Here is a 21,490-nt window from a genome sequence, read left to right on the forward strand (position 1 = left end):
CTGGAGCATTGCGGCGTCAGCGCCCGGCCGGTGACCGACGCGGCCAGCACAGCCTCCCGGGCCGCGATTTCGTCGGACGGCTCGGCGACCACCAGCGCCGTGATCTCGTCTCCGATGCGCGGGACGCTGACAGCGGCGTCCCGCGACCTTGGAACCGGAATCAGGCCGGCAACTGGGCGAGCACGAAGATCTGACTCTCCGCCGGGCCGCCGGGCGGCACGAACTCGACCGTCTCGATGCTGACCACGGTGAAACCGTGCGCCTCGACGACCGCGGCCAGGTCGTCCTGCAGGTAGCCGGAGACGGTGACCGGCACGCCCAGGAACTCGAACGGAAGACTGTCACCGTCGAAGTCGACCATGCCGATGGCCAGGTAACCGCCCGGTTTCAGCCAGCCCGCGATGCGGTCGAGGGTCTTCTCGATCCGTTCCTTGGAGAGCATGAGCAGCGAGAAGAACGCGGTCGCCGCCTCGAACCGGCCGAAGTCGGCGGGCAGTTCGGCGAAGTCGGCGTGCACGAAGTCGGCGGCCGGCACCTGCTCACGGGCCAGCCGCAGCATGCCCTCGGAGATGTCCACACCGACCACCTTGTGATCGGATTCGGTCAGCAGTTTGGCGGTGGGCACACCCGTGCCGCAGCCCAGATCGAGCACCGTGGCACCGGCCGGCAGCAGACCGCCGAGCCGTTGGACGAGCGCGTTCTGGACGGGATTATGGCTGTGCTCGCCCTGGTACTTCTCAGCGAGTTGATCGAAAACCTCCATGCGCGGACCGTACGGCAGCCGCCTCCAATGTGGAAGCCGATCAGCAGAGGAAACGGGTGATCCCTTCGGACGTGATCCGGTCATCCCATCGGGACCGGTCCATGTTGCTGCACAGCACGATCGACGCCCCGGCGGTCAACGGCGCCATCAGCCAGATCAGCGGCTCCTCGCAGGCCGCCGTGTCGACAAGGACCCGATCCCCGGCCGCGATCCCGCGTGCTCCGGCAACGGCGGCCGCGGCTGCCCCGTACTCCCCGAAGGTCGTGCCGTCGACCGTCGCCGCCTCACCCACCGCGACCCCGTCCGACGGTGGCGGCGTGCCCAGATGGGCCCGCGCCGCGGGCGGAAAGTCGCGATAGCCGAGCGGGACATCCGGGCTCGGCGCGCCGCCGGGCGCCAGGCCCAGCACGAACTGGTACGGCGCGGGCGGCACATCCTCCAGCCAACTGCCGACCCGGCGCCGCTCCACGAACGTCACGTCCAGAGCCGGGCCGGTGTCCGGATCCAGCCCGGCCGCTCCCCACCCGCGGAACGACACCTCGATCCCCGCCGCCCACGCCCCGAGCAGCACGGCCGCGGTCTGCCAGTGCGGCGGCAGCAGCACCCCGGCCCGGCTCCCGCGGCGCAGCCCGCACTCCCCGCTGAGCAGCGCGGCCGTCGCCGCGACCCAGACGCCCAGTTCGGCGGCGGTCAACCCGGTACGCTCGCCGGTCGCGTCGTCGTAGTAGGTGATCAACTGGTCGCTCATCGCGCCCACCCTAGCCACGCCGGAACCGCACCGGCATCACCCGATAGCGGCCTACAGCCGGGTCAGGCGGCGCGGATCCTGGACAGTTCGCGCGCCTCCGCGGCGTACCGGCTGAGCAGATGAACCGTCCGCGGGCCCGCCTCGCCGTCGGCCGGAAGGCCGGTCCGCATCTGGAAGTAGCGGACCGCCTCGGCCAACTGGGCGTCGTCCGGTGCGATCCGGACGCCCAGGTCGGCGAAGAGGGCCCGCAGCACCTCCGGATCGGCCGGCGGGACCGGCTCGTTCCAGCCGATCAGACCGCCGACCGCGCTGCCGACCACGCTGAGCATTCCTCGTGCTGACATCGTGACCTCCCGATGCGTCGTGATGAACCCAGCATCTCGGCGGGACCTGTGCCGAACATCTGCCTGCCGTCTCCAGAAGCTGTGCGCGGCTACGACTTTCGGCCGATCCACCCGTGAGAGGTAACGCGTCGTGCGCTGATCGGAAGCGGGGCCCGGATCCGGCGATCCTAAGGCCGGCAGAGCTTCTTTCGGGCCAGCGTCACGAGACGGCGGGCGTCCGCTGTCTCCAGACCGAATTCGCTCAGCTCGGCGGCCACCTCGGCGCGATCGTTGCCGGCCGCCAGGGAGGAGCACGCCTGCCCGCCCAATTCGGTGATCTCCTCGGCGCGCCGGTCCATCGCCACCGTGGGCAGCTCGCCGCGCACCGCGTCCAGAAACTCGCCGCCGGTCGCCGCCTGGATCCCGCCGTCCGTCTGCGGCGCAAGACCGGTCACGACGCCCGGGCTGCCCGGCGCGGCCACCGCACCGGTCGGGCCGGCTCCGGTCCCCGCGCTGCTTACCGCGGCCACCGGGCCGGTCATGCTGGGTGCCGCGCCGATCGGTTGCGGATCTTTCCATTCCGGTACGGGTGACGCGCCCACACAGCCCGAAAGCAACGGCACGACCGCCAGCACCACGAGCCCGGCCCTGCCCAGCGTGCCCCGCCCCGCTCCGCCCCGTCGCCCCGACAGGCTGGTCGGCTTGTTCGTGAGGTCGCTCGGTGCGCGGTGTTCCGCTGTTCCCCGGCGTCGTGACGGGCTGGTTCGCTTGTTCGCGAGGTTGCTCATCGGGCCTCCTGGAGACCGGCCGGCCGGGGACCGCGCAGCGCCGCCGCGGGCTCGCTGATGGTCGGCCCGAAAGGCCGTCGCTCCACCGTCGGGTGCGGGCGCCCGATCCGGCCGCCTGTGAATTCCTTGAAAGAAACCTCGGAACTGTGCGAAACCGCAACGCCGTCGCCCGGCGATTCCGGCCGGTCCGCCGGGGCATCGCTGAGCTGCGCCACCGAGGCCGGCCAGACGCGTACGGCGACGGCGACGGGCGGTGTGGCCATCGGTTCCGAGGTCGATCCGCCCGGCCGGACCGCGGCGGCCGAGCTCTCCGGGACCACCGTCGGCGGAGCGGGTGGGGCGCTCGGGGGAAGGTTGGGGACCAGCATCCGGCCGACCCTAGACATCCGCGGCGCACATGCGAGCCGCCGCGCCGGGGCTACCCGGAAGGGCTACCGGGCGTACAGCGAAGTCACAGACGGCTCACCGGCTCGAAACAAGATCGGAGCGGAACCTCGAGGCATGACCGACCTGCTGAGCCGCCCCGCCCTGGACGACCGGACCCGCGACGCCGGCGAGCGTGTCGCCTACGACCTTCCGCCGACGGGTCTCCCTCCGGTGATGTGGAACGCGCCCAAGGACCCCCGCTGGAAGCGCCGGATCGCGGGCGGCGCGGCGATCCTGGCCCTGATCGCCGGTGGGGGCGGCGGCGGCGCGTTCCTCGCCGAGCACTACCTGATCGGTGACTCCACGCCGGCCTCCGCCGCGGCGACCACGATCACCGAGACCGGGGATCTGGCGCCGATCGTGGCGAAGGTGCAGCCGAGCGTCGTGACCGTGCTCGTCGACGGCCGCTCGTCGTCGCTGGGCTCGGGCGTGGTACTCAGCGCGGACGGTCTGGTCCTGACCAACAACCACGTGGTGGCGGCGGACGGCACGGTCAGCGTGCGCCTGTCCACCGGACAGACCGCTCCGGCACGGGTGATCGCCACCGACGCCACCCACGACCTGGCCCTGGTCCAGGCGACCGGCCTGTCCGGTCTCACCCCGGTCACCTTCGCCACCGACGGCAGCGTGGCGGTCGGCGACACGGTGCTGGCCTTCGGCGCCCCGCTCGGCCTGGAAGGAACCGTCACCTCGGGCATCGTCTCCGCCCTCGACCGCAGCGTCGACACCGGCGGCGAGAAGCTCACCGGCCTGCTGCAGACCGACGCCGCGATCAACCAGGGCAACTCCGGCGGCGCGCTGGTCGACACCTCCGGCCGGGTGGTCGGCATCAACGTCGCGATCGCCACCGCCGGCGACAGCACCGGCAGCGTGGGTCTCGGCTTCGCCATCCCGGCCGACACCGTCACCGCCGTGGTCGCCCAGCTCCAGTCCCAGGCCCGCTGACCCCTGCCGAACCGCCCGCCCATCGATGCCGCGCTCCGGTTCATGCCCGTCCCCAGGTGAGCCATACGCCGTGGTCGATCTTGCCCGGCTGGTTGTGAGCGCTGACCCTGCTGGTCGATTGGTCCTCCGTCCGTCCCTCCGGCTCGTTTGCGCCGGCCAGCGCACACGTGACGGCTTCCGTGGTCGCCCGCCCGCGCGTCATGGCGGCAGGCCGGGCACACGGACGGCACGACGTGAGCGCCCACCGGGCCGGAAGCGCGGGCGGCGGATGGCAACGAGGCAATCGACCAGCGGGGTCAGCGCTGTCTCAGAGCGTCCGAGACAGCCAGGGTGGTGGGGGTGGGCTGGTCAGAAGTCGCGCCACTTGTCGAACCAGTCGTCTGCGGTCGGGGTGGGGACGCCCGCCCGGGTGGCCAGGGTGACGAAAGCGTCGCCGGCCTCCTCGCGGCGCAGCGTGTCGACGATTCCCCACTTCTCGTCGATCTGGTTGATCGCCTCCACCAGGGTGCGCAGGATCGGCTCGGCGTCGGCGGGAGTGCGGGTGGCGGGCAGACGGTCGACGGCCCGCAGAGCGGCGGCGAACGCCTTGCAGGCGGCCGCGCCGGCCTTCGGGTCGTCGTCGGCCCAATCGCGGAACGGGTTGTCCATGTTGGCGGCCAGCCAGCGGTCCGATTTGGCGCCGGCCAGCGACAACCCCACCTCGGTACGCCGGAGGCGCGCCCGCAGCTCCTTGGCCACCGACCCGCGCAGGCCGTGGATGTCGAGGTGCCGCAGACCCGGCAGGTGGGCCGGCAGGTCGGCGTCCACCCCATACGCGTCGACCATCTCCAGCAGCCGCAGGCCGGGCAGCCCGGCGAGCGCCGCGGGATCGTCGAGGCGGCCCGGTGGACCGGTCCATTGCAGCCGCAACGTGTGCATCTCGTGCAGCCCGGTCACGGTGGCGGCGGACAGCACGCCCGCGCCGGTCAGCGACACCTGCCGCACCCCGTCGAGCCCGGATGGCGCCGGCGTCGACGGGGTGGCCAGGAAGAGCGCCAGCCGCAGCCAGCGGCCCCGGTCCGCGGCCCGGACCGTGCACCGCGACCCGGTCGGCCCCAGGTCGAGGTGGTGCGCGCCGTCGGGCAGCCGGATCTCCCGCAGCTCGTCACCGGCGGCCCGCAGGGACAGCACCGACGTGTCGCTCAGGTCGACCAGGGGCGGGGCGTCGAACCAGTTGACCCCACTGACCAGCGGATACCGGGCCAGCGCTGCGGTGAGCCCGCGATCGGGCCCGGACCAGGTGATCTCCGTGCACCGGGGCAGCCGGTCGAGGACGCTCCAGTCCACCGGGCCGGACGCGGGCAGCGGGATGTCACCGGAGCGCAGGTCGAGATGCCCGAGGGAGGTCGTCAGCGTGACCGGCCCGCCGCCCAGATCGGCGGTGACCGGCTCGGGTGGGCGCAAGGCCCGGTAGGCCGCCCGAACCGGCTCGGGAAGCCGCTCCCAGCGCCGCTGACGAACCATGTCGCCGACCGGGGACTGCCACCCGGAGAAGCTGGTGCCGCCCGCCGGGACACCGGGTGGCACCGGCAGATTGCCGATCCACTCGAGATCCGGCGGCATCGGATGGTTTTGCGGAAAGACCGAGATCTGCGCGATCCGGTCGGACCAGGAGTGGTGGTCGAGGAGCACGAGACCGGTGTCCGGCAGCTCGGTCAGCTCCGGTGGCCGGGGCCCGGACCAGTCCAGCGCGTGCAGTGTCACGTGCTCGTCGGTGATCTCGCTGATCTGGCAGGCGCCGTAGCCCCCACCCGGCAGCGGGCTGACCGCCACATCCCCGACCCGAAGCTGATCCGTCATGCCCGGCACGATAATCGGCACCTCTGACAAATCACGATCAGTAACCGTCGTCGATGCGCCCCGCGAGCGGCCGGGGCACGGTCGTCAGAGGACCGCGCGGAACTCCGGCCAGTGACCCCAGAACCGCTCGACCTCCTCGATGACGGTCTGCATGCCGGCCACGATGTCGCGTGGCACCGGTGTGCCGTCGTCCCAGGTGGGAGCGCTTGGCAGGTAGTAGAGGCCGCCGCGCACACCCGGTTCCACGCCTAGCGTCAGCACATGCCCGTCCACCTCGAACTGCGTCGCGAAACGGCGGCTGCGCACGATCGCTCCGGAGTGGTGCAGGGCCTCCCGATGCTGCAGTTCCTGGACTGTCATGGTCTCTCCCCACCGATGTCGGCCGTGAGCCTGGTGACAATGAGTACGCATCGATGGGGTACGGCGTTCAGTGCCGGACGGAAAAACTTACGCCCGGAATCGGGCGACGGCCGGGACGGGCCGCCCAGCCGTAGCCGATTCGGCGGAACTGCTCGTACCGCGTACCGAGGAAAGGGTCAAAGAGCGAGATGCGCGTTGGCCGCACGTGCCGCCGCGGCGAACTCGGGCAGCTCGACCACCTCGATGCCGGCGGCGATCAGCAGCGCGACACCCTCGCACGTCACGAAGAGATCGGGCTCACGCCAGGCGATGACCACCCGGGGGATCCCGGCCGCGATGATCAGACCGGCGCAGGTGGCGTGCGGGCGGCTGGCGCGTTTCGAGCAGGGTTCCAATGTGCTGTACATTGTCGCGCCCCGCAGCCGGGCCCGGTCACCGACCCGGACCAGCGCGGACTCCTCGGCGTGCACTCGCGGGTCGGAGTCGCGGGACCAGCCGCCGGCCAGCTCCCGGCCGTCCGGATCGACGATCACCGCCCCGACCGAGAACGCGGACGTCGACGCGGGGCAGCGATGCGCCAGCCCGATCGCGTGGCTCATCCACCGGTGGTCGTCCATCCCGCTCCCCGTCACTCGGCTCCGACCAGCACCTTAGCGCCGTGACGTGGGCCTCTTCGCGGCGGCGGTCACCGGCCGGACGAGCGGCGGCGGTCACCGGCCGGACAGGTCGCGGAGCGCGGACACGTAGCGGTTGGTGACGTAGGCCTGGATCAGGCCGGTCACCGGACCACCCAGACGGGCGAGCAGCGTGGCCGGCCGGGAGAACGCGGTGATCCGGAACCGGACCCGGCCACTTCCGGTCAGATGTACGAGAAACGCCTCCTCGCCGCGCTCGGGATGCCCGGGCAGCGTGCCGTAGGCGAACCCCTGCCGGTCCGGCTGGTCCACGCGGTAGACCACCTGAACCGGCGCGGCCACCCCGAACCGCAGCAGAACCGGCTGACCGGGGGTCGCCGGACCGGACGCCGTGACGTCGATTCCGGCGGCCCGGTGCATCCGCCAATGCAGCATTGCGGTGGCGGCCCGCTCGAAGGCCTCCGATCCGGCGCCGATGTCGACGTCGCGGCGCACGTGTTTGTACCCGGACGGCAGGACCGCTTCCCGGGTGGCGCCGACCTCGGCGTACGTGAGCTTGGTGTTTATCAACATCATTGTTGTCCACATTGATCGGCATCATGTGCACGTGCGAAGAAGATTGCGATGACCGCACGGCCACTAGAACAATGTCATGAATTGATGGGCGACGCCGTGAACCGGGAAAAGATCAACGTGGTTATGACAGTCGGTGGCGCATAGCCGATCCGAATGGCAAGGGGTAACGGGATGGCCGGTCAGGAACCACTCGGCAGGGAATACCTGTTGCACGAGGAGATCGGCCGCGGCGCGATGGCGGTCGTGCGGCGGGCGACGAGCCGGCACGGCGGCGTGCCGCTGGCCGCGAAGCTCCTGCGCCCCGAGCTCGCCGGCGACCGCCGGGTCCGGGAGCTGTTCCTCCGTGAGGAGGCGGCCCTGCGCGCCCTCGACCATCCGTCGATCGTGCGGCTGCGGGACCTGATCGTGGAGGGCGGCACCCTGGCCGTCGTCATGGAGTTCGTCGACGGTCCCAACCTGCGGCGCTACCTGTCGATGCGCGGCGGGCGGCTCACCCCCGGCGAGGTCGTCACGGTCGCCGCGCAGGCCGCCTCCGCGCTGGCCGCCGCACACGAGCACGGTGTCGTGCACCTCGACCTCAAACCGGAGAACATCCTGGTCCGCCGCGGATCCACGCCGCCGGAGATCCGGATCACCGACTTCGGGGTGGCGGTGCTGCTCAACGACGCCGACCGGGGCGCGGCCGGCGGGACGCCCGGGTACACCGCCCCGGAGATCTTCCAGGGGACGCCGCCGACGCCGGCGGCCGACGTGTGGTCGCTCGGCGTGCTGCTGCTGGAGATGACCACCGGGCGGGCCACCGGGGATCCGTCGGCGCTGCCGGGACCGCTCGGGCCGGTCGCGCGGGACTGTCTGGCCGCCGATCCCCGGCGACGGCCGCCGGCCCGGCGGGTGGCGGCCTATCTGCGGCAGTTCGCGGTGGGTGCCTCTTTCGGGGGTACGGGTACGCCCGCTCCGGTTCCCGGGTTCTCCGCGCCGCCGGGGCCGGTCGTGCCCGCCATCGACCACGATCCCGAGCCGGCCACGCTGCCGCTCGGGTTCCCGCCGCCGCAGCTGCCGCCGCCGCAGTTCCCGCCGCCCGCCCCGCCGCAGCCGCCGCGTCCCGCCTTCCACGACCCGGGGCCGGGGACGCGAGCGGCGTTCGGCGACCCGGGCACCGGCGCCGCGCAGCCGCCGCGGGCCGCGTTCGTGACGCCGGGGCCGCCGACCGGGCCGGGAGCGCCGGGGCAGCGGGACACCATCGGCAGCTGGGCGGGTCAGCTGCCCGGCACGGGGCAGCACGCTCCGGCGCCCGCCCCACCGCGTGAGCCGTCCCGCTGGCGCCGGGGCCCGCTGATCACGCTGGCCGCCGCCGTGGTGGCCGCCGCGGTGCTGGCCGGCATCAACATGACCGCCAACGCCGGCGAACGCTCCAACCGCCTGGTCACCCAGGTCAGCGTGCCGCCGAAGGTGTCACCGGTGGAGGCCCCGGCCGCGACCCTGCCGCCGACCACCGAGGTGGCCCTGCCGCCGCTGAACACGCCGAGCGCCGAGCGGCTGCGGGTCACCCTGGCCGGCAAGGTCGAGGACGACGCCGGCACGCTGGCCATCTCGATCCGGGACGGGGTGGCGATCGCCTACGTCTGCGACGGCGACCGGTTGGAGGTGTGGCTCAAGGGCACCGCCCAGAACGGCCTGCTCAACCTGACGGGCAAGAAGGAAAGCAAGATCACCGGCCTGTTCGACGCCCGCCGCGCGGCCGGTGAGCTGACCGTCCAGGGCGCCAGCCACCGGTTCGAGATCGGCGTGGTGCGCAAGCCCTCTGGGCTGTACCGGCTGGCCGGCCGGGTCGGCGGCGCCAACGTCGACGGCGGCTGGATCGTGCTGGCCGACGGCACCCAGGTCGGCGTGATGAGCCGTGCCGAGGTGCCCGGCCCGGCGCCGCGGCTGGACGTCGCCACCCGCACCACCACGATCGACGGCGAGACGGTCACCGGGACCAGCGTGGACGCCGAGACCGGAGAGGGCTTCTGACCGTGCCGACCGCGACCCCGCTCCGGCCCCGGGTGTGGCTCCCGCTGGTCGCCGGGGTCGGCGTCGCGGTGGTGCTGGGCGTCTACGGCCGCCTGCACGAGCCGGTCGGCACCACCGACGTCCTAGGTTTCCTGCGTTTGCAGACCGCGAAGGTGTGGCTGGCCACCGGGGTCGGGATTCTCGCTTTCGTGCAGGTGGTCAGCGCCGCGGTGATCTACCGGCCCCGGCCGGCGCCCGGGTGGGTGGCCGGCCTGCATCGATGGAACGGACGGCTCGCCCTGCTGCTGTCGGTGCCGGTCGCGGTGCACTGCCTCTACCGCTTCGGGTTGCGCTTCGACACGCCCCGGGTGCTGGCCCATTCACTGTTGGGGTGCCTGTTCTACGGCGCGTTCGCGACGAAGATGCTGCTGCTCAGCCGCCCGGGCCGGGGCAGCGGGTGGGCGCTGCCGGTGGCCGGCGGGGTGGTGCTCACGGCGGTGGCCGGATTGTGGCTGACGTCCGCCCTGTGGTTCTTCGCCACCATCGGCGTCAGTTGGTGAGCGCCGGTCCGGCACGGCTCTGAGGCCGGGCACGGCAGCTCCGCCCGGCGGCGGCGTCGCCGGGCGCGCGTGGCAATCGGTCGCTCCCCTTCGGAATCGGGTTCGAGTAGGCGTACCCCGAATGGTGTTCTTCCGGAATCGGAGCGTGATGTCCGGCGATGAGAGTGGCGACCATGAATGCCGTTCGGGGGAAGGCGCTCGCCTGGTCAGGGCATCCGGTCACGTTGGCCGCGCTGCTGCTCATGGCCGTTAACGATCATGTTTTGAAGGCTGCATATCCGGGCTGGGTGACCGGGAAGCTCAGCGACGCGGCCGGGATGGTGCTGGCGCCGCCGCTGCTCGCGGCCGTGACCGGCCTCATCGCGCCACGCGCGCCGTTCCGGTGGGTCGCGCCGGGAGCGATCCTCACCGTGGGCGTCGGGTTTCTCCTGGTCAAAGCGATGGGGTACGGTGCTGAGCTCGCGTCCTCAGCATGGAGCCTGGTGACGCCGACACTGATCCGGGCCGATCCCACCGATCTGCTGGCGCTGCCGTTCCTCGGGGTGGCGTGGTGGGTCGCGCGGCGGCCCGTTCGGCCGGCTCCGCGCTGGTTGCGTGCGTTGCGGCTGGCCGTGTTCCTGCCGCTGGCGCTGGCCGGGGTGGCCGCGACGAGCCCGGCGCCGCACCCGATGGCGCAGACCGTGGCGATCGCCGACGGCGCCCTCTATCTCGGCTACGAGGAGGGCTACGGCACCGACTGGTCGGTCAGTGTCGACGGCGGCCTGACCTGGGCGGACTCGGCCGAAGGGCCGGGTCCGATCCGGACTCCCGACTGCTCGGAGGCCGCCCCGGTGGCCTGCTACCAGGCGGTGCCGGGCGAGATCGGCGTCCAGCGCAGCACGGCCGGCGGCCCATGGACCGTGGACTGGCGACTGTCCGACAAGGATCAGGCTCTGCTGGCCGCGACCTACGCGGACACCGTCGTCGGCGAGTTGCAGACCGTGTCGGTCGGGGTGCTCGACGTCGACGGCGGGCACGTGGTGGCCGCGGCGAACGGCCGGGACGGGTTCGCCGTCCGGGCCGTGTCGGGGCAGTGGCAGCGGATCGGATTCCCGAGCCTGACCCCGTGGGACGAGGCGCCCGCCGAGCTGGCCGCCGCCGAGTCCGAGTCGACGTCGGCCCAGGTCCGGATCCTGGCGCTGTTCGGCGTGTTCGCCGCCGGCCTGATCATCACCGTGACCGGCGTGGTGGTCATCCAGCGTGCCGGCGGCAGCGGCCACTGGTGGTGGATGCTGGTACCGCACCTACTGGTCGGCGTGGTGGTGCTGCCCTCGGCGCTGCTCGGCTACCACGACCGAGACTCGATCATGGCCATCGCGACATGGGTGGCGCCGTTCCCGGTCGCTTTGGTGGCGGTGATCTGCACGATCGTCGTCGTGGTCAACGCGGGGACGCAGCGCCGTGAGGCCCGGGCCGCCGCGGCGCGGGACCGGTGGTATTGACCTCCCCGGTGGGGACGCCGACCGGGTTGACCATGCCCCTGGGGGAGGGTTGAGGCTCGCTCCTGCCGGGTTCGGGTGGGAGGGCGTCGTGCGGTGGGGTGCGTATCTGGTTGATCGGCGGCCGTTGCGGGTGGCGGCCTTTCGGCGGCTCTGGGTGGCTTCGGCGGTCACCGCGGTCGGGGGGTCGTTCAGTCTCGTCGCGGTGCCTACGCAGCTTTTCACGCTCACCGAATCGTCGGCGACGGTCGGGACGGCGGCGGCGGTCTCGTTGTGCGCGCTCGCCGGGTCGGCGCTGTGGGCGGTGGCCCGGCTGCCGGCGATGCCGCCACCGGCGGTCGCCGCCGGGGGTGCGCTGCGGCGCCTCGGTGACGGCTTCCGCTATCTCGCCGGGCACCGGCTGCTGGTCGCGGTCCTCGCCGTGGACCTGGCCGCGATGGTCTTCGCGATGCCGCACGCGCTGTTGCCGGAGCTGGCCGAGCGGACCTACGGCGGTGCGGCGGGCAGCGGCGCCGAGCTGGGGGTGCTGTACGCCGCGTACCCGGCCGGTGTGCTGCTCGCCGGCCTGCTGTCCGGGACGTTCGGTCGGGCCCGGCGGCACGGCGCGCTGATGGCGTCGGCCGCGATGGCCTGGGGTGGCTGTGTGATCCTGCTCGGCCTGGCCCCGAACCTGCTCGTCGCCGTGGCGGCACTGGGTGCGGGCGGGGCCGTCAACCTCGTGCTGAGCACGTTCCGCAACGCGATCTCCCAGGCGTACACCGATGACGCCCTGCGCGGCCGGATCCAGGGTTCGCTCACCGTCGTCCTGATGGGCGGCCCACAGTTGGCGAACATGCTGCACGGGCTCGGCGGCGCGGTGGCCGGCGCCCGCACGGCGATCGTCGCCGGTGGCACGCTCACCGTGCTGACGGTCGCGCTGCTGGTCCGGGCCGTCCCCGGCCTGTGGCGTCACGACGCCGGCGGAAACGACCTAATCTTGTACGGCGATGAGTGAGCGCAAACCGGCGGGCATGAGTTACGAGTCGTGGGTCGAGCAGCGGATCGGGGAGGCCGTCGACCGGGGCGACTTCGACGGGCTGCCCGGCACGGGCCGTCCGCTGCCGCAGGGTGAGGCCGACGAGGACTGGTGGGTGCGCGGCTACCTGCGGCGCGAGGACGTGTCCACCGACCTGTCGCTGCCGGCTCCACTGCTGCTGCGCCGGCAGGCTGACGACATCGACCACACGGTGGGCCGGCTTCTCGACGAGGCGGCGGTCCGGCGGGTGGTGGGCGAGCTGAATCAGCGGGTCGAGGAGTCCTGGCGGCGGCCGGCCGACCAGGGTCCGGTCGCCCGCCGGGTGGACGCCGAGGAGGTCGTGGCCCGCTGGCGGGAGAACCGGACCGAACCGTCGCCAGTGCCCGTGACCGCGCCGAGGACATCCTGGTGGCGGCGTTTCCGCACCCGGCTGAGGAGATCAACCACATCCAGCGCATGATCAGTGAGGTACTGATAGGGACCACCGCATCCTCACCCGACCGCGGGGAGACCCCTGTGCACGAGATCTGGAAGCGACTGCTGGACGGTAACGAGCAGTGGGCGACCGGCGGCCGGGACGCCGCGCGACGGGCCGAGACGGTGAGCGGCCAGTATCCGATGGCCGTGGTGCTGGGCTGCTCGGATTCCCGGGTGCCGGTGGAGACCGTGTTCGGGCAGGGGATCGGCGATCTGTTCGTGATCCGCACGGCGGGCCACACGCTGGACACCACGGTGCTCGGGTCGGTCGAGTACGCGGTCGGGCACCTGCAAACGTCACTGATCGTGGTGCTCGGGCACGACCGGTGCGGAGCGGTGGCGGCGGCGATCCGGCTGGTCGACGAGGGGGTGGCGCCGCCCGGGCACATCCGGGGGATCGCCGAGCGGATCGCGTTGAGCGTGCGGCGGGCCCGGTGGGAGGGCGCCGTCACCGCCGAGGAGATCATGGCCCGGCACACGCAGTACACGGTCGAGGAGTTGCGGCTGTGGTCGGCGGTCCCGCTGCGGGCGGTGGACATAGTCGCGGCCCGGTACGACCTGGCCCGCGGGACGGTCACCCAGGTCTACCAGCCGGTTGGTCGAAAGCCCGGGTGAGTCGTCAGCCCGGGTACGGCACCGGGCGTTGCCGTTGCTGCGCTATGCGGCGTGCCCGGTCGCGGCGACGTGAGCGATGGCGCGCCGGAGCACTGCCAGGGAGACGGTCTTGTCGGTGGCCATCTCCGCAAGACCGAGTTCGATCCATTCGCGGATGAGCTGGGAGTAGGGCACCCCGGCCTGGGTGGCGGCGGCGCGGATCTGCTGTGCCAGTGGGGCCGGGACGCGCAGGCCGAGCGGCACCATCGGTTCCGTCTCCGGTACCGGCGGCAGGGAGGCGGCGGCGGTTTCGTCGTACCGGACGTCGCCGGTGGCGAATGCCGTGGCCGCTGCGGTGATCTGTTGGTCGCTGTACTGGCTCATTGCGCCTCCCATGCCTGGAACCGGGCGAGTTCGTCGGGGGTCATCTCCCGGGCGCCGATGATTTGTTGCTCGTGGTCACCGAGTAGCCGGACGGCGACGATCAGTGGTCGTCCGGCGTGGGTGCGGGCGCTGATCGTGAGGAACCGGACTCCGGCGCTCTCGGCCGCCATCGGTCGGCGCTGTCCGGCCGACAGCACCTGGGTGACCTCGTACGGGTCGACGTTGCGGAGGGCGGCCAGCGCCTCTGCCAGCCACTCGTATCCCACGCCGCCAGCGTAAAACGTTTGTTAAACGCTGTCGAGCCGGGTGCGCCGGTGCGGCATCTCCGGGCCGGGCTCATCACCCGTGGCGGGCATTGCTCAGCCGTTCGTCGTTCGTTGCCACCGAATCAGCCCATCGCACCAGCGACCGGCCGCCGGTTGGACGTCGGGCACCGTCGAGTGGGCGCCCGGCGGATTCGGCGCCGACACCGTCGGGTCGTGGACGACGAAATAGCCCGGCCCACAGGGGCCTGGACGCCGGCCGAAGTGCCCGCGGCGCCTACAGCATGCAGAACAGCAGGTACAGCACATGCCACGGCCTCAGCCCACCCGCCCAGGAAGATCGGTTCGCGTACCCGTACCGAAATGGGATTGAAGCGTGATCTCGGGCAGTGAGGGTGAGCCTCGTCGCCGCCCTTGTGACCCCCGCCGCAGCCAAGGTTATTTGAATCTGAAATAGTTGCCGAGTCAAACGCGTTGTGCGGGACAGTCCGGGACGACAGAGCCCCGGCAGGACAGTCCAGGAGCGGGTCATGCAGTTCGGAATCTTCAGCGTCTCGGATATCACCACCGACCCGACCACCGGCCGGACCCCGACCGAGGCGCAGCGCATCAAGGACATCGTCACCATCGCCAAGCACGCGGAGCAGGCCGGTCTCGACGTGTTCGCGCTCGGCGAGCACCACAACGAGCCGTTCTTCTCGTCGTCGCCGACCACCACGCTGGCGTACATCGCCGCGCAGACGACGACGCTCCAGCTGTCCACCGCGACCACGCTGATCACCACGAACGACCCGGTGAAGATCGCCGAGGACTTCGCGATGCTCCAGCATCTCGCGGACGGCCGGGTCGACCTGATGCTCGGCCGCGGCAACACCGGCCCGGTCTACCCGTGGTTCGGCAAGGACATCCGCGCCGGCATCCCGCTCGCCCTGGAGAACTACGGGCTGCTGCACAAGCTGTGGCGCGAGCACGTGGTCGACTGGGAGGGCAAGTTCCGCACCCCGCTGCAGAGCTTCACCTCCACGCCGCGCCCGCTCGACGACGTGCCCCCGTTCGTCTGGCACGGCTCGATCCGCTCGCCGCAGATCGCCGAGCAGGCCGCCTACTACGGCGACGGCTTCTTCGCGAACCACATCTTCTGGCCGGCGTCGCACACCGAGCGGATGGTGGGGCTGTACCGGCAGCGGTTCGAGCACTACGGCCACGGCTCGGCGGACCAGGCGATCGTCGGTCTCGGCGGTCAGGTGTTCATGCGCAGGAACAGCCAGGACGCGGTCAAGGAGTTCCGGCCGTACTTCGACAACGCGCCGGTCTACGGCCACGGCCCGTCGCTGGAGGACTTCACCCGCGAGACGCCGCTGACCGTCGGCAGCCCGCAGCAGGTCATCGACCGGACCCTCGGGTTCCGCGAGTACGTCGGCGACTACCAGCGCCAGCTGTGGCTGATGGACCACGCCGGCCTGCCGCTCAAGACCGTCCTCGAGCAGCTCGACATCCTCGGCGAGGAGGTCGTCCCGGTGCTGCGCAAGGAGTTCGCCTCGCTCAAGCCGGCCCACGTGCCGGACGCGCCCACCCACGCCTCCCTGCTCGCCGCGCGTTCGGAGAAGAAGGAAGAGGTCCAGGCATGAAGCAGCGCACGCTCGTCGTCATCAGCTCCGGCCTGAGCCAGCCGTCGTCGACCCGCCTGCTCGCGGACCAGTTGGCAGCGAGCGCGGTCGGCGCCGCCGCCCGGCTCGGCGTCACCCTCGACGTCCAGGTCGTCGAGCTGCGCGACCTGGCCCACGAGATCACCGACAACATGCTGACCGGTTTCGCCAAGCCGGCGCTCAAGCAGGCCCAGGACGCGGTGGCCGCCGCGGACGCGCTGATCGTGGTCACCCCGGTGTTCAGCGCCAGTTACAGCGGCCTGTTCAAGTCGTTCTTCGACGTCCTGGAGAAGGACGTCCTGACCGACAAACCGGTCATGATGGCCGCCACGGCCGGAACCGCCCGCCACTCGCTGGTGCTGGAGCACGCGCTGCGCCCGCTCTTCGCCTACCTGCGGGCCGCGATCCTCCCGACCTCGGTCTTCGCGGCCAGCGACGACTGGGGCGCCAACTCGGTCGAGGGCCCGCTGCGCGGCCGGATCGAACGCGCCGCCACCGAACTCGCCCGCGAGGTCGAACGCCGCGAACCGGCCACGGTCACCGATCCGTTCGCGCTCACCGAAAACTTCGAAGACATGATCAAAAACCTTTGACGGTACGGGCTACGGGAGAAACCCGAATCAGCAAGCGACGGCCCGGTGCCACACCCGGCCGTCGCCACGCATCCGGGCTGACGACTCACCCGGGCTTTCGGGCTCACCCAGGGCCTGCGCCTTTCTCCTCCGGGGACGCTCCACGCTGCGAGACGCTGAGGATTCTGCTTCCCGGGCTCTGTCGTCCCGGAGTGCCCCGCACAACGCGTTCGACCGGGCAGCTGTTCAGCTTCACATGACCTTGGCTGCGGCGGGGGTCACCAGAGCGGCCGCGACGCCCAGAAGCAGCGCGAGGTGGCCCACGTGGCCGGTCCCGAGCGCGATCCAGACGGCGTAGGCGATGCCGAGCGCGATCGCCACGAGCACGGCCGCCCGCAATCCCCCGGCCAGCGGCAGCCGCCCCGCCTTCAACGCCACGACCGGGCAGATCACCACCACCGCGACGAGGGGGATCCAGGTGATGGCGCTGACGCCCTGCAAGGGCGAGTCCCCGGTCGTCGCGATCAGCCCGACCGGCACCGCGCAGCAGGAAGCGGTCGCCAGCGGGGCCAGCAGCCAGTAGAGGCCTGCTCTGGCGCCCGCCCGCCGGGCCCGCCGCACGGCGACGAGGGTGAGCACCAGCCCGCCCAGGAACAGGGAGAACGCGAGGGCGAACGGGGCGTTCTCCTCGGTGTCGCCCGCGGCACGCGCCTCCTCGAGCCCGACCGGAGCGATGTCCCTGATCACTGTCGGAAAGCCGATGCGCCGCCAGGATCCGGACACATCCCGTACCGCGAACCCGTCCCGCCCGTTCGCCACCGCCACCACATGCCCGCCCGGCACGTCCAGGACCGCCAGCTCCACCGAGTAGAGGCGATGCGAATCCTGATGCGGGTAGGCGTCGCTCAAATGCGCGACGTCCTCCTCACTGATCTCCCAGGACATCTGCCACGGCCCGCCCCCGACGCGGCTCTCCACGGCGATCCGCCGGTGCACCGTCTGGTAGCAGACCACCGGCTCGGAGCGGGAGCACTGCGGGGCCTGCCCGGCACGCGGCCCGGCGCTCGCCACGAACGTCCGGCCGCCGTCCCGGCTCACCACCCACGGTTCGCCGGCCCGAAGATTGTCGGCGCCGAGATAGAGGGCGCCGTCCGAGTCGACGACGACGCTGTGCGCGTCCGGCGTCGGGATGGCGCTGGTCGCCGCCACCCCGGCCAGCGCCAGTGGCAGGAACACCGCCAGCCGTAGCGCTTTCAGCCACTGCGGCGCCGGCCTCGGTTCCTGCCGCGCCACCCACCACGCCACTGCCAGGAACGGCAGCGCCAGCAGATCGGCCGGATCCACCCTAACCAGCGACGGCGTGACCAGGCTCCATGCGCCTGAGGCGAGTGCGGCGGCGTACCCCATCGTCTTGACCATGGCGAAACCCACGCCCACCGTCAGAATCGCGCCCGGCGCCACCCACCGGAATCTGGCCCGCGGCGCGATGAGGCCGGTCACGGCCGCGAGCAGCGGCGGCGCCAGCACCATCCCGGCGACATCGCTCAACTTCCCGGTCACCCACCCGGGATGCGCGGCCTTCCACACATGATCGTTGACAACCAGCAGCACCAACGCGGCCATCGACACCGGATGCCCGAGCCAGGCCAGCGATCTCCCCCGAGAATCGTCCACGAGGGTCACCCTCACCGCCCGAGATCACGCTTCAATCCCATTTCCGGTACGGATACGAGAACCGTTTCCACGAAGGCCGCCATTGCCGCCCTTTCCGGGCGGGTCCGCCACGAGTTCGCTCGATGGCTAGGGTGAGCCCATGGGAGCGCTGAAACCGTGGCACGTGCTGTGCCTGCTGTTCTGCATGCTGAGTGTCACCGGGATCGTCGCCGCGGTCCTCCTCATCACCAGCAGGCGGCGGCCACCCTCCTAAGATCGACCTCGATCACGAACCCATGGACGGCGGCGACCCTCGTCGGCGGCGACCGTCCCGTGTGAGAGGTGCACGCCCATGCATACCATCGAAGCCGCCCAGATCCTCGCGGCAGGAGTGGCGGCCGGCGCGATCAACGCGCTCGTCGGCTCCGGAACCCTGGTGACCTTCCCCGTTCTGCTGGCCCTCGGCTACCCGCCGGTCGTCGCGAACGCGTCCAACACGGTCGGCCTCGTGCCCGGCTCGTTCGCGGCCGCCTACGGATACCGGGCCGAGGTCGCCACCCATCGCCGCCTGCTGCTACCCCTCGGCGCCGCGGCCGTGGCTGGCGCGATCGGCGGGGCACTGCTGCTGCTCGTCCTGCCCGACGCCACGTTCGGCGCCGTCGTCCCGGTCCTGATCAGCCTGGCGCTGGTGCTGATCGTCCTCCAGCCCTGGCTCGTCCGTGCGCTACGCCGCCGCACCGCCGCCGGCCCCCGCCCGGTCGGGCCGGTCCTCATCGGCGCGGTGTTCGCGGCGGGCGTCTACGGCGGCTACTTCGGCGCGGCGCTCGGAGTCCTGCTGCTGGGCGTGCTCGGGATCCTCGTCTCCCCGAACCTGCAACAGGTCAACGGCCTCAAGAACATCATCGCCGGGCTGGCCAACACGGTTGCGGCCCTGGTCTTCGTCGCGGCCGGGATCGTCGCCTGGCTGCCGGCCCTGCTGATCGCGGTCGGCTCGGTGGCGGGCGGGGTGCTCGGCGCCCGCTACGGCCGTCGCCTGCCGGACGCGGTCCTCCGCACGGTGATCGTCGCCGTCGGCCTGACGGCCGTCATCCGCATGGTCGCCTGACCGCTTCTCGGGCTTCCCGTGCGGCTGTCGAGTGGAGCTCTTCGTGGTCGAGGTCTGCGTTTCGCCTCCGGCTTCTCTTCCGGTACGCGTGTCCTCGTTCTTGTTCATCAGGGCCGTCCCGTCCGGTCGGCGCGCTCGCTGCCTGCTCCGGCCTGTGCCGCGCCCGCCGGGCTGAGTCCCTGCCGCTCCGCTGCGCGAAGCGGCCCTAATCGGGAGGAAGTAGGTCTACTTTCGAGCTAGATCGGTGCGCGGGCAGGCCGGGCCGGCCGTCGCTTCCTCGGGTGCCGCCGGTCCCGGCCGGTTCACTGCCCTGCTTCCGGCCGCCCTGAGCGGGTGGTCACCCTCTTGCCGGGATTCCTGATCTCGTCCGGCTGGTAGTGGGTGCTGTCTCGGGCGCTTTGAGGCAGCCCGGGGAGCCAGCCGGACGAGATCTGTGCGCGGCCGCCTGGAAACGGAAGATCCCTCCTACCGGCCAGGCGCCCGAGTGGCCCGCTCTCCGCCGTGACGCCGGTTGCCCGGGGCGGGTGGCCGGGGTTCCACCGGGGTGGGTGCGCACGGTGACGGTGTCGTGGTCGCCCACGTGGCAGATAGCCGTAGTGGCCGCGCACGCGACGTCTTCCGTGTGCGGTCACCCACGGCTTCGACCGCCCTACCGCGCGCCCCACCCGCCAGCGTGGTGGGGCGTGTGTGCCGGCCTGGTGGGGTGGTGGGGCGTGTGCGCCGGTCTGGTCGGCCACCGATCTACGCCCGGCGGGCGCGGCACAGGCGTGAGTGGGCAGCGAGATCGCGCCGACCGGACGGGACGGCCCTGATCAGGCGGGGCGAGGACACCCGTACCGGAAAGAATCGGCAGGAAGCGAAAAGCGGACCTCGGCCACAAGACTTCTGGACGGCGGGCGGACCGCTTCTCGGGGCGGGTGGGATCAGACGGGTGGGCCCGCGATGATCAGCGCCGACACCGCCAGCCAGCCGATGTGCCAGGCCTGGTCGAGTTCGAACAGGCCGGTTCCCGGACCGCTGTTGGTGGGGCCGGCTGGTCGGACCACCCCGACCTGATCGATGTAGCCGCCCCGCCCGAGCAGCCGGCCGAGCCGGATCAGCGGTGTCCGGAGGTCGGCGATGAAATGCGTGACCGCGTTGAGCGTCACGCCGGCCGCGAGCCAGCCCGGCTCCAGCGGGAGTTTGAGCCACCAGGCCGCGACCAGCAGGAACACGGTCGTGGTCAGCGTCCACGACGCCACATGGCCGGCGCAGTGCCACATCGCCGTGGACCGGACACAGCCGGCCGCGTCCAGGCCCTTGCCGTATGCCTGGACGCTGGTCTGGGCCCAGTGATCCCCGATGTAATGCCCGGCCAGCATCACGCCGAAGGCCACCGCGGCGACAACCGCCCTGACCAGATCCTCATGCTGCATATCGCAGTCCGCCTTCGCCGAGAGTGCCGTCTCGTCTCCACTCCAGCACCCTCCGGCGCCGAAGACCCCGAAACGTGTCCGCGCACACGCGTAGTGTCCATCACCCTGCCGTAGCTGATCTTGCCAGGCCGATTGTGTCCGTCGAATGTGGGCGGCAGCAGAGGAGTTGATCGTAGGGTGGGGGTGCACGGGACGGGAGGTTCAGGTGAGCGGGACGACGGTGACCGAGGTGATGGCCGAGCTGGCCGCGCTCGAGGACCCGAAGGCGCGGGCCGTCAACGAGCGGCACGGTGACGATCATGGGGTCAACCTCGGCAAGCTGCGGGCCGTCGCCAAGCGGCTCAAGACCCAGCAGGACCTCGCGCTGGAGCTCTGGGCCACCGGGGACAGCGCGGCACGGCTGCTGGCGCTGCTGATCTGCCGTCCCCGAGCGTTCGGGGCGGGGCAACTGGACGTGATGGCGCGCGAGTCCCGTACCCCGAAGGTCCATGATTGGTTTGTCAACTATGTCGTCAAGAAGAGCCCGCACGCGGAAGAGCTGCGTGTCGCCTGGCTCCAGGACCCGGATCCGGTGGTCGCGAGCGGCGGGTGGGCGCTGACCACCGAGCGGGTGGCCCGGAAACCGGACGGGCTCGACCTCGCGGGCCTGCTCGACACGATCGAGGCGGAGATGAAGGACGCCCCGGACCGCCTCCAGTGGGCCATGAACCACTGCCTCGCCCAGATCGGCATCGAGCATCCCGGGCTGCGGGCCCGCGCCATCGAGATCGGCGAGCGGCTCGAGGTGCTCAAGGACTATCCGACCCCACCGAACTGTACGTCGCCGTATGCACCTGCCTGGATCAGCGAGATGGTGCGCCGCCAGGCCGTCGGCTGAGATCTCGATTACTGAGCGCAACGGTACGCAGAGTAAGGGATTCCCGTCACATACCG

24 protein-coding genes are annotated in these 21,490 nt (G+C 71.7%); 11 read left to right on the top strand and 13 right to left on the bottom strand.

Features of this window, described 5'->3' with window-relative positions:
• Nucleotides 1–160: 160 nt before the first annotated feature.
• From IEZ13_RS37115 to IEZ13_RS37135, 5 genes are all read right to left on the bottom strand, one after another.
• Nucleotides 161–763: a class I SAM-dependent methyltransferase gene (locus IEZ13_RS37115; RefSeq protein ID WP_183218501.1), complete on the bottom strand. Its 603-nt coding sequence runs from the start codon at nucleotides 761–763 to the stop codon at nucleotides 161–163.
• A 40-nt stretch (nucleotides 764–803) separates the two neighbouring features.
• Nucleotides 804–1,511 (bottom strand): TIGR03089 family protein, encoded by a 708-nt coding sequence (locus tag IEZ13_RS37120; protein WP_183218500.1) that lies wholly within the window; start codon nucleotides 1,509–1,511, stop codon nucleotides 804–806.
• A gap of 62 nt (nucleotides 1,512–1,573) precedes the next feature.
• Nucleotides 1,574–1,855, bottom strand: a complete 282-nt coding sequence (locus IEZ13_RS37125) for a peptidoglycan-binding protein (protein ID WP_183218499.1) — start codon at nucleotides 1,853–1,855, stop codon at nucleotides 1,574–1,576.
• 167 nt (nucleotides 1,856–2,022) lie between these two features.
• Nucleotides 2,023–2,472: a DUF732 domain-containing protein gene (locus IEZ13_RS37130; RefSeq protein WP_183218498.1), complete on the bottom strand. Its 450-nt coding sequence runs from the start codon at nucleotides 2,470–2,472 to the stop codon at nucleotides 2,023–2,025.
• A gap of 146 nt (nucleotides 2,473–2,618) precedes the next feature.
• On the bottom strand, nucleotides 2,619–2,990 hold the full coding sequence (locus IEZ13_RS37135) for a hypothetical protein (protein WP_183218497.1): 372 nt from the start codon (nucleotides 2,988–2,990) through the stop codon (nucleotides 2,619–2,621).
• 133 nt (nucleotides 2,991–3,123) lie between these two features.
• On the opposite strand from IEZ13_RS37135, the gene IEZ13_RS37140 reads away from it, so the two are divergent.
• Nucleotides 3,124–3,993, top strand: a complete 870-nt coding sequence (locus IEZ13_RS37140; protein ID WP_183218496.1) for a S1C family serine protease — start codon at nucleotides 3,124–3,126, stop codon at nucleotides 3,991–3,993.
• Between the two features lie 348 nt (nucleotides 3,994–4,341).
• On the opposite strand, the gene IEZ13_RS37145 is transcribed toward IEZ13_RS37140, so the two are convergent.
• From IEZ13_RS37145 to IEZ13_RS37160, 4 genes are all read right to left on the bottom strand, one after another.
• Nucleotides 4,342–5,832: a hypothetical protein gene (locus IEZ13_RS37145; protein WP_183218495.1), complete on the bottom strand. Its 1,491-nt coding sequence runs from the start codon at nucleotides 5,830–5,832 to the stop codon at nucleotides 4,342–4,344.
• 84 nt (nucleotides 5,833–5,916) lie between these two features.
• Nucleotides 5,917–6,192, bottom strand: a complete 276-nt coding sequence (locus IEZ13_RS37150) for a hypothetical protein (RefSeq protein ID WP_183218494.1) — start codon at nucleotides 6,190–6,192, stop codon at nucleotides 5,917–5,919.
• Nucleotides 6,193–6,368: 176 nt separating this feature from the next.
• Nucleotides 6,369–6,809, bottom strand: a complete 441-nt coding sequence (locus IEZ13_RS37155) for a deaminase (RefSeq protein ID WP_183218493.1) — start codon at nucleotides 6,807–6,809, stop codon at nucleotides 6,369–6,371.
• A 93-nt stretch (nucleotides 6,810–6,902) separates the two neighbouring features.
• Nucleotides 6,903–7,403 carry a DUF1990 family protein gene (locus IEZ13_RS37160; protein ID WP_203833716.1) on the bottom strand — a complete coding sequence of 167 codons (501 nt, stop codon included), beginning with the start codon at nucleotides 7,401–7,403 and terminating at the stop codon, nucleotides 6,903–6,905.
• A 171-nt stretch (nucleotides 7,404–7,574) separates the two neighbouring features.
• Between IEZ13_RS37160 and IEZ13_RS37165 the strand changes: the two genes are divergently transcribed.
• The 6 genes from IEZ13_RS37165 (at nucleotide 7,575) to IEZ13_RS37190 (ending at nucleotide 13,540) form a co-directional block, all read left to right on the top strand.
• Nucleotides 7,575–9,416, top strand: coding sequence for a serine/threonine-protein kinase (locus IEZ13_RS37165; protein ID WP_183218492.1), 1,842 nt, complete (start codon nucleotides 7,575–7,577; stop codon nucleotides 9,414–9,416).
• Between the two features lie 2 nt (nucleotides 9,417–9,418).
• A complete protein-coding gene (locus IEZ13_RS37170; RefSeq protein ID WP_183218491.1) occupies nucleotides 9,419–9,955 on the top strand; it encodes a DUF6529 family protein in 537 nt (178 codons plus the stop codon).
• A 173-nt stretch (nucleotides 9,956–10,128) separates the two neighbouring features.
• On the top strand, nucleotides 10,129–11,436 hold the full coding sequence (locus IEZ13_RS37175; RefSeq protein WP_183218490.1) for a fused MFS transporter/spermidine synthase family protein: 1,308 nt from the start codon (nucleotides 10,129–10,131) through the stop codon (nucleotides 11,434–11,436).
• Between the two features lie 202 nt (nucleotides 11,437–11,638).
• Entirely contained in the window at nucleotides 11,639–12,427 is a 789-nt protein-coding gene (locus IEZ13_RS37180; RefSeq protein ID WP_183218489.1) for an MFS transporter, read from the top strand.
• Nucleotides 12,420–12,908, top strand: coding sequence for a DnaJ family domain-containing protein (locus tag IEZ13_RS37185; RefSeq protein ID WP_183218488.1), 489 nt, complete (start codon nucleotides 12,420–12,422; stop codon nucleotides 12,906–12,908). The genes IEZ13_RS37180 and IEZ13_RS37185 overlap by 8 nt, the downstream gene beginning before the upstream one ends.
• Nucleotides 12,909–12,964: 56 nt before the next feature.
• On the top strand, nucleotides 12,965–13,540 hold the full coding sequence (locus tag IEZ13_RS37190; protein ID WP_183218487.1) for a carbonic anhydrase: 576 nt from the start codon (nucleotides 12,965–12,967) through the stop codon (nucleotides 13,538–13,540).
• Nucleotides 13,541–13,582: 42 nt separating this feature from the next.
• On the opposite strand, the gene IEZ13_RS37195 is transcribed toward IEZ13_RS37190, so the two are convergent.
• Both IEZ13_RS37195 and IEZ13_RS37200 read right to left on the bottom strand, forming a co-directional pair.
• The gene (locus IEZ13_RS37195) at nucleotides 13,583–13,903 is read right to left on the bottom strand and encodes a hypothetical protein (RefSeq protein ID WP_183218486.1); all 321 of its coding nucleotides are present in this window, start codon (nucleotides 13,901–13,903) and stop codon (nucleotides 13,583–13,585) included.
• Nucleotides 13,900–14,169 carry a hypothetical protein gene (locus IEZ13_RS37200; protein ID WP_183218485.1) on the bottom strand — a complete coding sequence of 90 codons (270 nt, stop codon included), beginning with the start codon at nucleotides 14,167–14,169 and terminating at the stop codon, nucleotides 13,900–13,902. The genes IEZ13_RS37195 and IEZ13_RS37200 overlap by 4 nt, the downstream gene beginning before the upstream one ends.
• Nucleotides 14,170–14,696: 527 nt before the next feature.
• On the opposite strand from IEZ13_RS37200, the gene IEZ13_RS37205 reads away from it, so the two are divergent.
• Nucleotides 14,697–15,794 carry an LLM class flavin-dependent oxidoreductase gene (locus IEZ13_RS37205; RefSeq protein WP_183218484.1) on the top strand — a complete coding sequence of 366 codons (1,098 nt, stop codon included), beginning with the start codon at nucleotides 14,697–14,699 and terminating at the stop codon, nucleotides 15,792–15,794.
• Entirely contained in the window at nucleotides 15,791–16,405 is a 615-nt protein-coding gene (locus IEZ13_RS37210) for an FMN reductase (protein WP_183218483.1), read from the top strand. The genes IEZ13_RS37205 and IEZ13_RS37210 overlap by 4 nt, the downstream gene beginning before the upstream one ends.
• A gap of 231 nt (nucleotides 16,406–16,636) precedes the next feature.
• Here the strand turns inward: IEZ13_RS37210 and IEZ13_RS37215 are convergent, their stop codons facing one another.
• Nucleotides 16,637–18,058: a hypothetical protein gene (locus tag IEZ13_RS37215; protein ID WP_183218482.1), complete on the bottom strand. Its 1,422-nt coding sequence runs from the start codon at nucleotides 18,056–18,058 to the stop codon at nucleotides 16,637–16,639.
• Nucleotides 18,059–18,389: 331 nt separating this feature from the next.
• Between IEZ13_RS37215 and IEZ13_RS37220 the strand changes: the two genes are divergently transcribed.
• The gene (locus IEZ13_RS37220) at nucleotides 18,390–19,142 is read left to right on the top strand and encodes a sulfite exporter TauE/SafE family protein (protein ID WP_183218481.1); all 753 of its coding nucleotides are present in this window, start codon (nucleotides 18,390–18,392) and stop codon (nucleotides 19,140–19,142) included.
• A 923-nt stretch (nucleotides 19,143–20,065) separates the two neighbouring features.
• On the opposite strand, the gene IEZ13_RS37225 is transcribed toward IEZ13_RS37220, so the two are convergent.
• Nucleotides 20,066–20,557 (bottom strand): transcriptional regulator, encoded by a 492-nt coding sequence (locus IEZ13_RS37225; protein WP_183218480.1) that lies wholly within the window; start codon nucleotides 20,555–20,557, stop codon nucleotides 20,066–20,068.
• Between the two features lie 232 nt (nucleotides 20,558–20,789).
• Between IEZ13_RS37225 and IEZ13_RS37230 the strand changes: the two genes are divergently transcribed.
• Complete coding sequence (locus tag IEZ13_RS37230; protein WP_260178918.1) at nucleotides 20,790–21,434, top strand: DNA alkylation repair protein; 645 nt, start codon at nucleotides 20,790–20,792, stop codon at nucleotides 21,432–21,434.
• Nucleotides 21,435–21,490 lie beyond the last annotated feature (56 nt).

It is taken from the genome of Actinoplanes campanulatus (genome assembly GCF_014647795.1).
Classification (GTDB): domain Bacteria; phylum Actinomycetota; class Actinomycetes; order Mycobacteriales; family Micromonosporaceae; genus Actinoplanes; species Actinoplanes campanulatus.

Coding starts and splice junctions, on each gene's coding strand:
- IEZ13_RS37230 (WP_260178918.1), top strand. CDS start 20,790: ATGGCCGAGCTGGCCGCGCTCGAGGACCCGAAGGCGCGGGCCGTCAAC.
- IEZ13_RS37135 (WP_183218497.1), bottom strand. CDS start 2,990: ATGCTGGTCCCCAACCTTCCCCCGAGCGCCCCACCCGCTCCGCCGACG.
- IEZ13_RS37115 (WP_183218501.1), bottom strand. CDS start 763: ATGGAGGTTTTCGATCAACTCGCTGAGAAGTACCAGGGCGAGCACAGC.
- IEZ13_RS37210 (WP_183218483.1), top strand. CDS start 15,791: ATGAAGCAGCGCACGCTCGTCGTCATCAGCTCCGGCCTGAGCCAGCCG.
- IEZ13_RS37165 (WP_183218492.1), top strand. CDS start 7,575: ATGGCCGGTCAGGAACCACTCGGCAGGGAATACCTGTTGCACGAGGAG.
- IEZ13_RS37185 (WP_183218488.1), top strand. CDS start 12,420: ATGAGTGAGCGCAAACCGGCGGGCATGAGTTACGAGTCGTGGGTCGAG.
- IEZ13_RS37150 (WP_183218494.1), bottom strand. CDS start 6,192: ATGACAGTCCAGGAACTGCAGCATCGGGAGGCCCTGCACCACTCCGGA.
- IEZ13_RS37155 (WP_183218493.1), bottom strand. CDS start 6,809: ATGGACGACCACCGGTGGATGAGCCACGCGATCGGGCTGGCGCATCGC.
- IEZ13_RS37220 (WP_183218481.1), top strand. CDS start 18,390: ATGCATACCATCGAAGCCGCCCAGATCCTCGCGGCAGGAGTGGCGGCC.
- IEZ13_RS37120 (WP_183218500.1), bottom strand. CDS start 1,511: ATGAGCGACCAGTTGATCACCTACTACGACGACGCGACCGGCGAGCGT.
- IEZ13_RS37125 (WP_183218499.1), bottom strand. CDS start 1,855: ATGTCAGCACGAGGAATGCTCAGCGTGGTCGGCAGCGCGGTCGGCGGT.
- IEZ13_RS37205 (WP_183218484.1), top strand. CDS start 14,697: ATGCAGTTCGGAATCTTCAGCGTCTCGGATATCACCACCGACCCGACC.
- IEZ13_RS37225 (WP_183218480.1), bottom strand. CDS start 20,557: ATGCAGCATGAGGATCTGGTCAGGGCGGTTGTCGCCGCGGTGGCCTTC.
- IEZ13_RS37175 (WP_183218490.1), top strand. CDS start 10,129: ATGAATGCCGTTCGGGGGAAGGCGCTCGCCTGGTCAGGGCATCCGGTC.
- IEZ13_RS37140 (WP_183218496.1), top strand. CDS start 3,124: ATGACCGACCTGCTGAGCCGCCCCGCCCTGGACGACCGGACCCGCGAC.
- IEZ13_RS37160 (WP_203833716.1), bottom strand. CDS start 7,403: ATGATGTTGATAAACACCAAGCTCACGTACGCCGAGGTCGGCGCCACC.
- IEZ13_RS37195 (WP_183218486.1), bottom strand. CDS start 13,903: ATGAGCCAGTACAGCGACCAACAGATCACCGCAGCGGCCACGGCATTC.
- IEZ13_RS37145 (WP_183218495.1), bottom strand. CDS start 5,832: ATGACGGATCAGCTTCGGGTCGGGGATGTGGCGGTCAGCCCGCTGCCG.